Source organism: Sphingomonas brevis, assembly GCF_023516505.1.
Lineage (GTDB): Bacteria > Pseudomonadota > Alphaproteobacteria > Sphingomonadales > Sphingomonadaceae > Sphingomicrobium > Sphingomicrobium breve.
The window spans coordinates 595290-608973 of the sequence record NZ_JAMGBB010000001.1 but is presented as its reverse complement, the minus strand read 5'-3'; the positions used below and the strand labels follow the sequence as shown (position 1 = coordinate 608973).

General features: G+C 63.9%; 12 protein-coding genes and 1 other RNA gene. 3 read left to right on the top strand and 10 right to left on the bottom strand.

Translation table 11 applies throughout. From position 1 onward, the window contains the following. Window positions 1-70: 70 nt before the first annotated feature. From rnpB to LZ518_RS03165, 9 genes are all read right to left on the bottom strand, one after another. An RNA gene (gene rnpB / locus LZ518_RS03205) (RNase P RNA component class A) lies at window positions 71-450 on the bottom strand. 102 nt (window positions 451-552) lie between these two features. Continuing rightward, on the bottom strand, window positions 553-1815 hold the full coding sequence (locus LZ518_RS03200; protein WP_249914594.1) for a selenium-binding family protein: 1263 nt from the start codon (window positions 1813-1815) through the stop codon (window positions 553-555). Window positions 1816-1817: 2 nt separating this feature from the next. Continuing rightward, window positions 1818-2498 carry an N-acetylmuramoyl-L-alanine amidase gene (locus LZ518_RS03195; protein ID WP_249914593.1) on the bottom strand — a complete coding sequence of 227 codons (681 nt, stop codon included), beginning with the start codon at window positions 2496-2498 and terminating at the stop codon, window positions 1818-1820. A gap of 145 nt (window positions 2499-2643) precedes the next feature. After that, on the bottom strand, window positions 2644-3492 hold the full coding sequence (locus LZ518_RS03190) for a CheR family methyltransferase (protein WP_249914592.1): 849 nt from the start codon (window positions 3490-3492) through the stop codon (window positions 2644-2646). After that, window positions 3483-4592: a chemotaxis-specific protein-glutamate methyltransferase CheB gene (gene cheB / locus LZ518_RS03185; RefSeq protein WP_249914591.1), complete on the bottom strand. Its 1110-nt coding sequence runs from the start codon at window positions 4590-4592 to the stop codon at window positions 3483-3485. The genes LZ518_RS03190 and cheB overlap by 10 nt, the downstream gene beginning before the upstream one ends. 7 nt (window positions 4593-4599) lie before the next feature. Continuing rightward, the gene (locus tag LZ518_RS03180) at window positions 4600-4965 is read right to left on the bottom strand and encodes a response regulator (protein WP_025502836.1); all 366 of its coding nucleotides are present in this window, start codon (window positions 4963-4965) and stop codon (window positions 4600-4602) included. Window positions 4966-5022: 57 nt separating this feature from the next. Beyond that, window positions 5023-5469 carry a chemotaxis protein CheW gene (locus LZ518_RS03175; RefSeq protein ID WP_249914590.1) on the bottom strand — a complete coding sequence of 149 codons (447 nt, stop codon included), beginning with the start codon at window positions 5467-5469 and terminating at the stop codon, window positions 5023-5025. Continuing rightward, window positions 5469-7817, bottom strand: a complete 2349-nt coding sequence (locus tag LZ518_RS03170; RefSeq protein ID WP_249914589.1) for a chemotaxis protein CheA — start codon at window positions 7815-7817, stop codon at window positions 5469-5471. The genes LZ518_RS03175 and LZ518_RS03170 overlap by 1 nt, the downstream gene beginning before the upstream one ends. 103 nt (window positions 7818-7920) lie before the next feature. Then, window positions 7921-8559, bottom strand: coding sequence for a histidine phosphotransferase family protein (locus LZ518_RS03165; RefSeq protein ID WP_249914588.1), 639 nt, complete (start codon window positions 8557-8559; stop codon window positions 7921-7923). An 88-nt stretch (window positions 8560-8647) separates the two neighbouring features. Between LZ518_RS03165 and LZ518_RS03160 the strand changes: the two genes are divergently transcribed. From LZ518_RS03160 to LZ518_RS03150, 3 genes are all read left to right on the top strand, one after another. Beyond that, the gene (locus LZ518_RS03160) at window positions 8648-9601 is read left to right on the top strand and encodes an RluA family pseudouridine synthase (protein ID WP_249914587.1); all 954 of its coding nucleotides are present in this window, start codon (window positions 8648-8650) and stop codon (window positions 9599-9601) included. Window positions 9602-9652: 51 nt separating this feature from the next. Next, on the top strand, window positions 9653-10564 hold the full coding sequence (rpoH, locus tag LZ518_RS03155; RefSeq protein ID WP_249914586.1) for an RNA polymerase sigma factor RpoH: 912 nt from the start codon (window positions 9653-9655) through the stop codon (window positions 10562-10564). A 213-nt stretch (window positions 10565-10777) separates the two neighbouring features. Then, entirely contained in the window at window positions 10778-12805 is a 2028-nt protein-coding gene (locus tag LZ518_RS03150) for an elongation factor G (RefSeq protein WP_249914585.1), read from the top strand. Here LZ518_RS03150 and LZ518_RS03145 read toward each other — a convergent pair. Then, the gene (locus LZ518_RS03145; RefSeq protein ID WP_249914584.1) at window positions 12802-13602 is read right to left on the bottom strand and encodes a TIGR01459 family HAD-type hydrolase; all 801 of its coding nucleotides are present in this window, start codon (window positions 13600-13602) and stop codon (window positions 12802-12804) included. The genes LZ518_RS03150 and LZ518_RS03145 overlap by 4 nt on opposite strands. Between the last annotated feature and the right edge of the window lie 82 nt (window positions 13603-13684).

Sequence of the window (13684 nt, the reverse complement as noted above, 5' to 3'; positions counted from 1 at the left end):
GGAGCGAGGCAATCCAGGGAAACGTGGATTGCCACGTCGCCTTCGGCTCCTCGCAATGACGAAAAAGCAATTTGCCAGGGGACCTGTAAGCCGGGTTCTGTATCTCCGCTTGCGCGGAGATGGCGACCATTCCTCTAGGACGAAGGTTACCCTTCGCCTCCAGCGACCAACCCGGGCGACGAGCCGGAACAGGCCCATGTGCCGCCCCTATTCGGTCTTGCACCCGGTGGGGTTTACCGTGCCGCCACTGTTGCCAGTGACGCGGTGCGCTCTTGCCGCACCCTTTCGCCCTTACCCGCCCGAAGGCAGGCGGTATGCTTTCTGTGGCACTTTCCCTGATCCCGACCGAAGCCGGAACCGCCGGGCGTTACCCGGCACCGTTATTCCGTGGAGCCCGGACTTTCCTCGCCCCCGCATCAAGTGCGGGGCCGCGGCCGCCCGATCCCCTGGCGGCGCGCGATATGGGCTATTGCGGCCGTGGCAGCAAGAGCGCGAGCAACTTGGCGGCATGCCCCGTCGACGATCCTGTCCAACAGGTCGCAATCAGATCGATCAGCGCGAAAAGACGGCGCCGTGAGGGCTCCCTTCCCCGGTCCAGCCCGTCGGCCAGGTTCGCTTCGCGAAGCTGAAACCCACCTGGCCATCGATATCGCGGAACGTTTCGTCGATTGTCAGCGCGCCCGTCGTCCCGTCGAGCTTCAGCAGGTACATCCGGTCGCCGGATTTGCCTGACGTTACAACCAGCCGCTTCGCTTTTGCGTCCCACCCGGTCCAGTGCGGATCATATTTGTCGTTGATCACCAACCGGGACACCTCGCGCGCTTTTGCACCATCGGAAATGTCGAGCACGATGTAACCGTGGATACTCGGCACGCTCTGCACCAGGTAATGGCCAACAATGGTCGGCACGCCGCAGAAGTCGCCGGGGAATTTGTGGACCATCCTGGCCGACGGCGACGGCCCGTCCATGCCGGTCACGCGCTGGATGCCGCAAGACAGCGTCTGGACGTAGGCCGCGCCGTCCGGGCCGATCCGGGCCTCTTCGGGCGCGATATGGCCATTGAGCGTTGGGCCGGGGTCGAGCCGGTAAGTGCCTAGCAACTTGAGGTCCGACAGACGGAACAGCTGGTAGCTGTTGCTGCTCAACAGATAATCATCGCCCATTGGCGAGTTTGTAACGATCACCCGGTCGATCTTCGGCAGGACGGCCAGGCTATAGGGTAGCAGGCCTTCGTCCGCGAGGGCTGGGTCGGCATTGCTGACCGACCGCACCACCTTGCCGCTATCGTCAATCTCGACCAGCCCGCCGGTCTTGCCGCTCATCGTCATATGGTCGCCGTGAGCGGCGAACTGGAAGGACGCCAGCACGTGGCCATTGGGCAGTCGCAGGAAGCTGTGCGGCATGCTGAACCTGTCCATATTTTCGAACGACGCCGCGATCCTGGGCTCCAGCGGTTTGCGGAGGTCGAAGATGAACGTGCGGTTCGCACCATGGTCATTGGCAAACAGCATGCCGCTTGCGGGCATTTCATATTCGGTGTGGTGGATGCGCACGCTCTTCTGATCGGTGGCAAGGCCGGTGAGCAATTTGCCATAGGTCGGCGACACCGGGTCCGCGTCGATAACGATCAGGAAGTCATTTGCTTGCTTGGCCTGATCCCCCGTCCATACGAATAGATAATGGCCGGAATTGCGGGCAGTTTGCGCCGGTGCGGCGGCCATAGCCAGCAAGGTCGCGGTTATTCCGATCAGTCCGCGCAGCATCGCCCCTGTCTCCCCCCGGTTGGTGCCCACTCCCTGGATTACGCGAAACAAGCCTATTGCGGCCGAGGCAGCAAGAGTGCGAGCAACTTGGCGCGGCATTCGCCGTCGACGATCCCGTCGATGAGATCGGGCCGGAAGCGCCGCTGAAAGGCGATCACCGCCTTTTGCGTATCGGTCACGTCATAGCCGAACCGCTCCAGCGCCAGCAGGAAGCCGGCATCGGTCCAGTACGGGTCCATCAGGTCGCGTGTCGGGCTGGGCAACGCCAGCCGGCGCTTGGCCAGCGCTGCCCAGGGGAACAGCTCTCCGGGGTCTTCCTTCCGGGCAGGCGCGATATCGCTGTGGCCGACAACATTGCCGCGGCCGATACCGTGCCGTTCCTTGATATCCGCCACCAGCGGGATGACCGATGCGATCTGCTCGTCGGGAAACGGGCGGTAACCAAATTCATGGCCGGGATTGACGATCTCGATCCCGACGCTCGCGCTGTTGACGTCGGTAATCCCGCGCCAATAGCTTTTGCCGGCGTGCCAGGCGCGCTTTTCCTCATCGACCAGCTGGAACACCTCGCCTTCCTCGCTGACCAGATAGTGGGCGGATACCCGCGCATCCGGTGAGGTCAGGCGGTTCAATGCCCCTTCGGCGTCGGGCATGCCGGTGTAATGAAGGACAATCATCGAAACCGGCAGTCCGCGCTCATCGAAGTTGGGCGAAGGGCGGCGCGTCACGTCCATTGCCGCATGGCACATGGGATTGGGTGCGGGGTCAAGCCCCTAGACCTTGATCGTTTCAGCTACGGCTGAAACGTGAATCAAGGTCTCGATTAAATTGTTGACTGATTCACGCCTCGATCGACCGACTTCGGCCCGGTCGAGGCGATCAGGCAACCGCAATTCCCCGCGGTTCCTCCTGGTCGACCATACGATAGAGCCCGCGCGAATCCGGGTCGGCCCAGAAGCGCCTGGTCTGCCCGATGACCGTCTCCCCGGCGCCGAGCATCAGGGAGCCGTCGGGCGCGATCGCATCGGCGATGCGGTCGAACACCTGGGCCCGGCGGTCGCCGTTCAGGTAGAGCAGGACGTTGCGGCACAGGACGATGTCGAACTTGCCGGGATGCGGTGGCGGTTCGAGCAAATTATGCACCTGGAAGCGAACCATCCGGCGTAGCGGCTCGACCGCGCGCCAGCCATTGCCGGTTTCCTCGAACCAGCGGATCATCTGGGTAATGCCAAGGCCTCGCTGCACCTCGAACTGGCTGTAGGTCCCTTCGCGGGCACGGCGGACGACGCATTCGCTGACGTCGCTGCCGAGGATGTCGATCGTCCAGCCAGCCCATTTCACCGGATCTTCCGCAAACAGCATCGCCAGCGAATATGCTTCCTGCCCTGTCGAACAGCCGGCCGACCAGATCGACAGCCGCTTGGTCTGTTGGCGGCGCTGGGCCAGCTTGGGCAGCGTAGACTTGGTCAGCAGATCGAACGGAGAGCGATCGCGGAAGAAGTAGGTTTCGTTGTTGAGCAGCGCTTCGACGACCTGAGTGGCCAGGCTTGGTTCCCGGCCCATCACCAGGATCGTGATCAGCTCGTCCAGCGTCGGAATGCCGCGTTCGCGAAGCAGCGCGGCAAGCGCTGTTTCGATCCGCCAGCGGCGGCTCATCGTCAATTGCTGTCCGGTACGGGCCTCGAGCAGGCCGGCGAGGATTCGGCTCGAACTATCGCTTACTTGCACGAGGCCTCCTCGCTCCGCACGCCAACTCGCCGCGCCAGCTTTTCGGGCGGAAGCACGGCACAGGCCAGGCCGGCCTCGGCAACGGCGCGCGGCATACCCCAGATTGCCGAGCTGGCTTCATCCTGCGCCATGACGGCACCGCCGGCTTCGACCAGCCGCCTGGCACCCTCAGCCCCATCACGGCCCATTCCGGTAAGCACGACGCCGAGGGCGGCCGGACCGAGGATCGCGCCGGCCGAGGCCAGCATCGGGTCGACCGACGGCAAGCAGCCGCTGGCGACCTTGGTCTTGAGCAGTCGCGCGACCAACCGACCGTTGACTTCGTCCACCAGCAAATGAGCTTCGCCTGGCGCAACCACGATCCGGTCGGGAAGCAGCTTCGTTCCGTCTTCGGCGACCACCGCTTCCCGCCCGGCCACGGCCGACAATTGGCGGGCGAACACGGTCATGAAAGCCGGCGGCAAATGTTGGGTTACCAGGATCGGCACACCGATCCGCTTGGGCAGCGCATCGAAAAAGGTAGCAAGCGCATGAATGCCGCCGGTCGACGCTCCGATCGCCAGCAATCGAAGCGGCGTATCGCTTTGAACCGGCATTGGCCGATGCGGGATGGTAACCGGCCTCGCCGGGATCGAACTGCGGTCGGCATAGCCAAGCTCTCGAAGCTTCCCGAGCAGTACTTCCGAGAAGCGCCCATTGAACCGGCCGGTGCCAGGCTTTGGCAGCGTGTCGGCGGCACCCAGCGCCAGGGCCGCGACCGTTTCCTCGGCGCCTTCCTCGGCAAGGGACGAGACGATCAGCACCTTGGCGCCCTTGGCCGCCTCAAGGATATGCGGAATCGACTTCAGCCCGCCAGCACCAGGCATTTCCAGGTCGAGCAGGATGGTATCGACCATTACCTGGCCGAGCGCTTCAACGGCGTCCTCGCCAGTGCCGGCAATCGCCGCGATTTCGAAATTGCCGTCGGCGTCGATCATCCGGCTGAGCACCGCGCGGGCGACCATCGAATCGTCGACGATCATCACCCGGATCGGCCGGCGCAGTTGCCGGCCGGCCCCAGCCCGATCGCTGGCCCGGGAAGTGGCGAGCGCCCCGCTCATCGGATTCTCAGGCTACGCCGACGAGTTGCAGCTTGATGTGCAGCGTTTCGCGGTCGAACGGCTTCATCACATATTCGTCCGCGCCCGCTTCAAGTGCCGCGCGGATATGAGCCATGTCGTTTTCCGTCGTGCAAAACACGACCTTCGGCTGGTCCGCATGTCCGCGCTGCCGAAGGAGCTTCAAAAACTCCATTCCGCTCATTACCGGCATGTTCCAATCGAGCAGCACGACGTCGGGCATTTTTGCTTCGCAGCGGTCCAGCGCCTCGCGCCCATCACCGGCTTCGTCAACCTGGAACTCAAGCGTTTCCAGGATATGCCGCGCAACCTTGCGGATGACCTTGCTGTCGTCGACGATGAGGCAGGTTTTCATAATATCAATTCCGTCAAATGTTAGCGCAGTTACTAAGCGATAAGGGTAACGAACCTCTTAAGCCGCGCGGGCCTCCGAGACTGGGCCGGCGATGATGGCGGCAATGTCGACGAGCAGAAGCGGGCCCTCTTCGGTTTCGACCATCCCCTTGGATACTCGCTCCCAACCTTCTCCCATGGCGGCGCGGATCGGGGCCGCTTCGGACAGGGCCTCGACGACATCCTCCACCGCATCGACCGTCAGGGCATAGTGATGGCCGTCGAGCTCAACCACCGCGGCCTCATGAAGGTCGCCATTGTTAAGGTCGGTCGTGCCGAGCTGGAGCGAACGCTGGCAATCAATCACGGTCAAGACGCGGCTACGAAGCGCCGACAGGCCGGCGAGATGATCCGGCGCGCGAGGCACCGGGATCAGCGCCTCCAGCTCGACCACGCTCTCCACTGCCACCGCGGGCAGTGCAACGCGGCTACCGGCAATCGACACGATTAGCAGCAACTCGTTCATCAACGCCTCCCTGCGCTCGCGCTCGATGCCTTGAGCGCCATCAGCAGGCCGGCCCGATCGTAGCGATAGATACTGTCCTCGCCGTTGGCGGCGTCCGGATCGGCCGCCAGGCGCAAGATCCGTCCGCCCTGGCCGGGTTCGACGTCCTTGCCTTGCGAGACGATGGTTACGTCGGCTGCCAGTTCATCCTGCTCGCCGATCACCAGATAGCCAGCGGCCTCGACGATCGGGCGCAACATATTCTGCATCCAGGCGTCGTTTTCCGGTAGCCGGCAGACCAGCTGCGCGTGCGGCCGAACCGCAGCGCCGAGATGCTCGGCAAATAGCCAGTGGGCGTCGATCAATTCGGCAGGTTCGCCATCGATCAGGGTGACGCCGCTGACCGCTCCCGGCACGTCGGCGGGAATCACGTCCCGGTCGATCGCCATCAGGTCGATTACCTCGCGGAAGGCGTAGCCAAGCTCATGGCTACCGTCATTCAGACGGAAAACGCGGATCTTGCCGTTGATTTCCTCCGCATTGGCAACACCGGCCAATGGCAGGATTGCTTCGCCGAGCTGGACCCGCAATTGCCCGGCGGTAGTGCGGATCGCATCCGGCTCGACCTCCTCGATCCGGTCGACCACGCCCAGCCTCAGCGCGCGGCGTGCGCCATCGAGGCCGCGGAACAGCAGCACTGGTACTTCACTGGAATTGATTGCGACCGGCGCATCGACACCTCGGCCGGCCCGCTCAATCGCCTCGAGCTTGACTCCGCCGACCTGCGCAATGCCGGCAGGATCGAACAACAGAATCGGGCTTCCGTCGTCGGCCAGAGTGGTACCGGCATAGAGTCCGGTCGCCATCACCGCCGGAGCGGCCGGCTTCACCACCAGTTCCTCATGGTCGTGGATCTTGTCGACGGCCAGCGCGTAGACATCGCCGCCGGCCGGACGGAGCACGACCAGGGTGCGGTCCTCGTCGGCCATCGTGTTGGGCAGGCCAAGTACATTGGCCAGCGCGACCTCGGGGACGCGGCGACCGCGGATCGTTGCGACCCCCGCGCCGCCAATCTGCTCCAGCGTCACGCTGCTGCCGTTGGCACGGACAATTTCCTCGATAGCCGAACGCGGAATTGCAAAATGCTGCGACCCGATCGACACCGTAAGCGCCGGGATGATGGTCAGGGTCAGCGGCACTCGGAGGATCATCCGCGTGCCCTTACCGGGAGTGGAATCCACTTCGACCAGCCCGCCGATCCGCTCGACGTTGGATCGAACCACGTCCATGCCGACGCCTCGCCCGGAAATGGCGGTCACCGACTGAGCGGTCGACAGTCCGGCCTCGAAGATCAGCGCCAACTGCTCGCCGCGAGACATTTTCTGGGCCGCTTCGCGCTCGATCACGCCGTTGGCAACGGCCTTCTCGACCAGCTTCGCGCCGTCGATGCCTTTGCCGTCGTCCGCAATTTCGATCAGGATCTGATTGCCGGACTGGCGCGCCGACACGGACAGTAAACCGATTTCGCGCTTGCCGGCTTTGATCCGGTCAGCCGGCGCCTCGATGCCGTGGTCGACGGCATTGCGGATAATGTGGGTCAGCGGATCGCGGATCATTTCGATCATCTCGCGATCCAGCTCGACGTCGCCGCCGTCGATATCGACAAGCACTTGCTTGCCGAGCTCCGCCGAAAGGTCGCGGACCATCCGCGGCAGCGCGACGAACAGATTTTCGATTCGCTGCATGCGCGTGCGGGTGATCGCATCGCGCATCTCGGCAATGATGCCCGACAGCCGTTCGAAGGCGCCGTCGACCGCAACTTCGGTCGGTGCCTCACGCAGGCGGCGAGCTAGCTCGTTGCGGGCCAGCACCATGTCACTGACGCCTGACATCACCCGGTCGAGCAACTCAACGGAAAGGCGGATCGTGCGGGGCGCGGCCCCGGCCTTGCCCGTCGCATCCGTCATCACCGTTGCGCTGGCCTGCACCGCAGGGCCTTCTGCACCGGGAGCCAAGGCTTCGATCAACTGGGTGTCGTCGCCAGCCGGCACACCTTCGCCGGCATCGATCGAGGCAATCATCTCACCAATGCGGTCGATCACCGCCAGCACGGCGCTGACCAGTGCGGAATCCGGAGTCCGGCGCCCGGCGCGGCAGTCGGCGAGCGCGTCCTCGGCGGCATGGCTCAGTGCCTCCAGGCGCGGAAAATCGAAGAAGCCGCAGTTGCCCTTCACGGTATGGACGAAGCGGAAAATGCTATCGAGGCGGGTGCGATCGTCGGGATTGGCTTCCCAGGCGACGATTTCGCCGCCCAGCGCTTCAAGCATTTCCCGGCACTCGGCCACGAAATCGGCAATTAGGTCATCCATCGGCGGCGGGGCCCCACGCAAAATAGTTGCTTGAGTCCTCTATGCCGCCAAGGAGTTAACGCCCCGTTAGCCCTGTCCTGAGTTTATCGAAGGGCCTGAACCATCAGATGTTGGGCAGGGTGACGCCGATCAACAGCACCTGGTCGGCCGGATCGCTGAGCTGGATCGTGCCGCCGGCTTCCGCCGCCAAGCTGTGCGCCAGCCATGCGCCCGCCGCGCGCGGTTCGACTTCTCCGCCCGATTGGCCGGTCGCGATGGTCTCTCGCAGCTTGGGGTCGAGCAAGATCCGCTGGCCTTCTGCGCGGATCACCATTTCCAGCTTTCCGTCGCGGCGTTCCGCGCCAACATCCAGCCGGCCGCCACGAACCAGCGCGTCCCCAGCGATCATCGCCAGGTTCAACAGCAGCTTGATCGCTCCCTTGGGCAGCTTGTCGTCGGCCACCATCCAGCCGAGCTCCGTCTTTCCCTCGGAGCCGTACAATCCCTCCAGCGCCGTCCTGGCCTCCCGCGTGTCGATTTCGTCGCCGAATCCGCCACCCGCCCCGAATGCCAGGCGAAAGAATTTGAGCTTGTTGGCGCTTGCACGGGCGCTTTCCGCCAACAATTCGAGGCACTTTTCGCGCATTTCCGGGTCTTGCTCGTCGGCGAGCAGCTCGATCCCGTTGTTCAGCGCACCGACCGGCGACATCAGGTCATGGCACAGGCGGGAACACAACAGGCTGGCAAGTTCGATCGCGTTCATGGGACGCTGATGCGCGAGAGTTTAACCTGAAGCAAGTGTCCCCCGGCCCCATTGAAACTCGACGGTCAAATCACCATTTCCTGGCTACATGTCCGGGGGGGATATCAGCATCGCAATAGCGCTCGACGCCAGCCATGCCGGCTGGCGGCTCGACAGGGCATTGGCCGCACAGGTTCCAAGCCTCTCGCGTGAGCGATTGAAGGTGCTGACCAAGGCCGGCGCGCTGACCCGCGACGGCAAGGCGGTGCGCGACCCCGCGACCAAGGTGAAAGGCGATGAGCGCTACACCTTGGCGGTGCCAGCCCCTGAACCGGCCCACAACGAGCCGCAGGAAATCGCGCTTCCGATCGTCTTCGAGGACGAGCATTTGCTGGTGGTCGACAAGCCGGCCGGGCTGGTAGTCCATCCGGCGGCGGGGAATCGTGACGGGACACTGGTCAACGCCCTGCTACATCATTGCGGCGGATCCCTGAGCGGAATCGGCGGAGTCGCCCGGCCAGGCATCGTGCATCGCATCGACAAGGACACCTCGGGCCTGCTGGTCGTCGCCAAGCATGACAAGGCCCATGAAGGGCTGGCCAAGCAGTTCGCGGCCCATTCGATCGACCGCCGCTACCTGGCCATTGTGTCAGGTATTCCGCGTCAAGCCGAGGGAACGGTCGATGCGCCGCTGGCGCGGTCGCCGCAGAACAGGAAGAAGATAGCAATTGTTCAGGAAGGTCGTGGAAAACGGGCTATAACCCACTGGAAACGGCTAAAACTTCTCGACGATGCTGCATTGGTCGAATGCCGGCTGGAAACCGGACGGACCCACCAGGTGCGGGTGCATATGGCCTCGATCGGCCATCCGCTGGTCGGAGATCCCGTCTATGGTCGCGGAAAAACCGGTCACAGAAAGTTGCTTAATCAATTGGACTTCAAGCGCCAGGCACTGCACGCCGCTCACCTGGGCTTCGTCCACCCCGTCACAAAGGGTCGTTTGTCGTTTGACAGTGCCCTTCCGTCGGACATGCAGGAACTGTTCAACAGACTTGGTGTATAAGGATAATACAGCTAAGGGGCGTGCCCCCTTGCTGAGGGAGTGAACGAAACGATGGCTAATGGTGCTTCCACGCGTGTTGTGTCGATCCCCGCTTCTGGCGGGGAGGCCGGCCTCAACCGTTACCTCAGCGAGATCAAGAAATTCCCGATTCTCGCCCCGGAAGAAGAATACATGCTGGCCAAGCGGTGGACCGAACATGGTGACACCGACGCCGCCGCGCGCCTGGTCAATTCGCACCTGCGCCTCGTCGCCAAGATCGCGATGGGCTACCGCGGCTATGGCCTTCCGGTCAGCGAACTGATCAGCGAAGGCAATATCGGCCTGATGCAGGGCGTGAAGAAGTTCGAGCCGGACCGGGGCTTCCGCCTCGCCACATACGCAATGTGGTGGATCCGCGCCTCGATCCAGGAATTCATCCTGCGCTCGTGGAGCCTGGTAAAAATGGGCACCACCGCGGCGCAGAAGAAGCTGTTCTTCAACCTGCGCCGGATGAAGAACCAGATCGACGCTTTCGAGGAAGGCGACCTCAAGCCGGAGGCGGTCACCAAGATCGCCACCGACCTCGGCGTGACCGAGGAAGAGGTCATCAGCATGAACCGCCGGATGGGGATGGGTGGCGACACCAGCCTCAACGCGCCGCTGCGCGATACCGATGGCGAGGGTCAGTGGCAGGACTTCCTGGTCGACAATGGGCCGCTTCAGGACGAGGTGATCGCCGACGACGAGGAGCGGCGTGTCCGCCACGACCTGCTGGTCGAGGCGATGGACAGCCTCAACGACCGCGAGAAGCACATCCTGACCGAGCGCCGGCTGATCGACGAGCCAAAGACGCTGGAAGACCTGTCGCAGGTCTATGGCGTCAGCCGGGAACGCATCAGGCAGATCGAGGTGCGGGCGTTCGAAAAGCTCCAGGCGGCATTGATCCGCCTGGCCGGCGAGCAAAGGTTGCTTCCGGCCGCTTAACAAGTCGTCATTGCGACCCCGGATCCAGTCCGGGGGAAGCAATCCAGCGACGTTCTGGATTGCTTCGTCGCGTCTGCTCCTCGCAATGACGGCTGCGCTTCGTTGCACCCTCTTGCCTTCCTGACCAAAGAGTCCGACGCTGTGCGTTTGGAGAGCGCTGGCCGCTCGACATGCGACTCGCGCCCCCGTCAACTCGGAGGAAGGGAGAGTCGCATGCCTGGAGAAACCAAGGGCACGAGGGTTATCGCGCTGGTCGGTCCGGCCGGCGCGGGTAAGACTAGCCTGGCGGAGGCCTTACTTTTCGCCAGCAAGACTACCGACCGGCAGGGTTCCGTCGCCAACAAATCGAGCATCGGCGACAGCTGTGAGGAAGCCCGCTCGCGCGGCGGTTCGACCGAAACCAACCTCTACAATTTCACCTACCTCGGCGACAAATATGCGATCATCGACGCGCCCGGCTCGATCGGTTTCGCAGCCGACGGCAATCGCGGCGTAGCCATCGCCGACGTCGCAATCGTCGTGGTCGATCCGGATCCGGCCCGCGCCGCGCTTGCCGCGCCGGCCCTCAGGATGCTCGACGAGCTCGGCATCCCCCACCTCCTCTTCGTCAATCGCATCGACCAGGCGCATGGCCGCATCCGCGACCTGTTGACCGCGCTTCAGCCGATGAGCGTGTCGCCTCTGATCGCCCGCCAGATTCCGATCCGCGACGGCGAAAAGGTCACCGGCTTCGTCGATGTCGCATTGGAGCGCGCCTATCATTATTCGCCGGGAAAGGAGGACGAGCCGATCGCCCTTCCCGACGAGCTGGCAGAGCGCGAGGCCCAGGCCCGCACCCAGCTCCTCGAACAGCTCGCCGACCATGACGACAATCTGCTCGAGCAATTGCTGCTGGACCAGGTACCTGAGCCCGGTACGATCTTCGCGGACCTCCGCCGCGAGACGAGCGACAACCTCGGCGTGTCGGTGCTGTTCGGCTCCGCCCAAAACGGCTGGGGAGTTGGGCGCCTGCTCAAGGCGCTGCGCCACGAAGCACCGGGACCGGAATCAACCGCGGCCCGGTTGGGAGTCGATTCCCCTGCCCTATACGCCTTCAAGATCTACCATGGCGGCTCGGTCGGACGGCTCGCACTGACCCGGGCTGTCGGCGGTGCGGTTCATGAAAATAGCGATTTCAAGAGCAGCAGCGGCGAGCATGGCCGGCTTGGGGCGCTATTCGCGGTCCAGGGCGACAAGACCAGCAAGATCGCCGAAGCCGCCAACGGCGACGTCGTCGCCGTGGCCAAGGCGGATGCGGTCAAGTCCGGCGACTGGCTCGGTGCCGGAAAGCTGCCGCCCCCGGTCGAAACCGACCTGCCTTCGCGCAACTGCGCGCTGGCGATCGAACCTGCCGACCGAAAGGACGACGTCAAACTGTCGGGTGCTCTCGCGCGTATCCTTGAGGAGGATCCCAGCCTGACTTTGGAGCAGGATGAAGCGAGCCATGAGATGCGGCTGCGCGGCGTCAACGACGAGCATTTGAAGACGGCGCTGGCCAAGCTCAAGCGGCGCTACGGCGTTGAGGTCAAGCACCATGCTCCATCGATCGGCTATCGGGAATCGATCCGCCGGCCGGTTACGCAACGCGGCCGCCATAAGAAACAGTCAGGCGGTCACGGCCAATATGGGGATGTCATTATCGAGATCCGGCCGTTGCAGCGCGGCGAAGGCTTCCAGTTCGACGAGAAGATCCATGGCGGGGCGATCCCCAAGCAATGGATCCCGGCCGTCGAGCAGGGGGTCAAGGACGCGATGCAGAAAGGCCCGCTCGGATTCCCGGTGGTCGATGTCGCGGTGACCTTGACCGACGGCAGCTACCATAGCGTCGATTCAAGCGAACTCGCGTTCCGCCTGGCGGGGCGCGTTGCGATGCAGGAAGCGCTTGGCGGCGCCGTTCCTCACCTGCTCGAGCCGGTGCAGAAGCTGGTGCTGGTTACGCCCGCTTCGGCGACGAGCCGCGTCTCGTCGGCGGTCGCAGGGCGCCGCGGTCAGATGCTCGGCATGGGACCGCGCGACGGCTGGGCCGGCTGGGACCGGATCGAGGCGCTGATCCCCGAAGCCGAACTAGGCGGGCTCGAAGCGGAGCTGAGGTCGATGAGCCAGGGCCTCGCGAGTTATGAGGCCGAGTTCGACCATCTGGCTGAGCTAAGCGGGCATTTGGCGGAAAAGGTAGTCCAGCAGCACGAGGCCGAGCCGGCCTAGGCCAGGCTTTCAACGGTCAATATCGGCCGCCAGCTTCCCAGCCCGTGGCCCGACGCAAAACCGTCGGGCACGGGCTCGCCGGCGTGGATGCCGTGGCTGACATAGATCGCATCGATCCCGTAGCTCGCCGCCCCCAGCATGTCGGTCGGCAGGCCGTCGCCAATTGCCAGCATGGCTGATTTGGGTGGGTTGCCAGCGAGCGAGCGAGCATGGTCGTAAATCGCCGGATATGGCTTTCCATACCATAAAACCGTGCCGCCCAATTGCTCGTAGATGTCGGCCAGGGCACCGGCGCAGGCTTCGCGCCGGCCGCAATGGATCACGATGCGATCTGGATTGAGGCAATGCATGACAACGCCCGCCCCTGCCCACGCCTCCAGCCGCGGCCGATAGTCGGCGGGTTCATCGCCCCAATCGTTGAGGCCGGTGCAAGCAAGCTCGGTGAAATCATCGGCCGCAAGGACGACTCCGCCCCGGACGAGGTCCAACCGGTCGTCGTCTGTACCTAGAAATCCGACGGCACGCGGGGGATCGGTCAACTCGGCAATGCCCGCCTCGCCGCTGCTTGTGATGGCGTCGTAGGCGCCGCGCGGCAGGCCCAAAGCGTCGAGATGAGCCTGCACGGTGTCGGCAGGGCGCGGCGCGTTGGTGACCAGGATGATTCGGCGGCCTTCGGATTTCCATTTCAGCAGCCGTTGCGCGACGCCGGGCAGGATCCGGGCGCCGTCGTGGACCACGCCCCAGATATCGCACAGGATTGCGCGGTAGCGTTGATCCAAACCATCGAGGTCGTTCATTCGGTGCCGATGGCCCGCCGACTGCTGCGTTGGCAAGCCTTGACGCCGCACGGGTCAGCGGCTTGGGTGACGCCGCCATCTG

Excerpts from the sequence above, each read along its gene's own strand:
- cheB (WP_249914591.1), bottom strand. The coding sequence starts at position 4,592 with ATGAGCGGGGCGCTCGCCACTTCCCGGGCCAGCGATCGGGCTGGGGCC.
- LZ518_RS03180 (WP_025502836.1), bottom strand. The coding sequence starts at position 4,965 with ATGAAAACCTGCCTCATCGTCGACGACAGCAAGGTCATCCGCAAGGTT.
- LZ518_RS03175 (WP_249914590.1), bottom strand. The coding sequence starts at position 5,469 with ATGAACGAGTTGCTGCTAATCGTGTCGATTGCCGGTAGCCGCGTTGCA.
- LZ518_RS03145 (WP_249914584.1), bottom strand. The coding sequence starts at position 13,602 with ATGAACGACCTCGATGGTTTGGATCAACGCTACCGCGCAATCCTGTGC.
- rpoH (WP_249914586.1), top strand. The coding sequence starts at position 9,653 with ATGGCTAATGGTGCTTCCACGCGTGTTGTGTCGATCCCCGCTTCTGGC.
- LZ518_RS03165 (WP_249914588.1), bottom strand. The coding sequence starts at position 8,559 with ATGAACGCGATCGAACTTGCCAGCCTGTTGTGTTCCCGCCTGTGCCAT.
- LZ518_RS03150 (WP_249914585.1), top strand. The coding sequence starts at position 10,778 with ATGCCTGGAGAAACCAAGGGCACGAGGGTTATCGCGCTGGTCGGTCCG.
- LZ518_RS03170 (WP_249914589.1), bottom strand. The coding sequence starts at position 7,817 with ATGGATGACCTAATTGCCGATTTCGTGGCCGAGTGCCGGGAAATGCTT.
- LZ518_RS03195 (WP_249914593.1), bottom strand. The coding sequence starts at position 2,498 with ATGGACGTGACGCGCCGCCCTTCGCCCAACTTCGATGAGCGCGGACTG.
- LZ518_RS03160 (WP_249914587.1), top strand. The coding sequence starts at position 8,648 with ATGTCCGGGGGGGATATCAGCATCGCAATAGCGCTCGACGCCAGCCAT.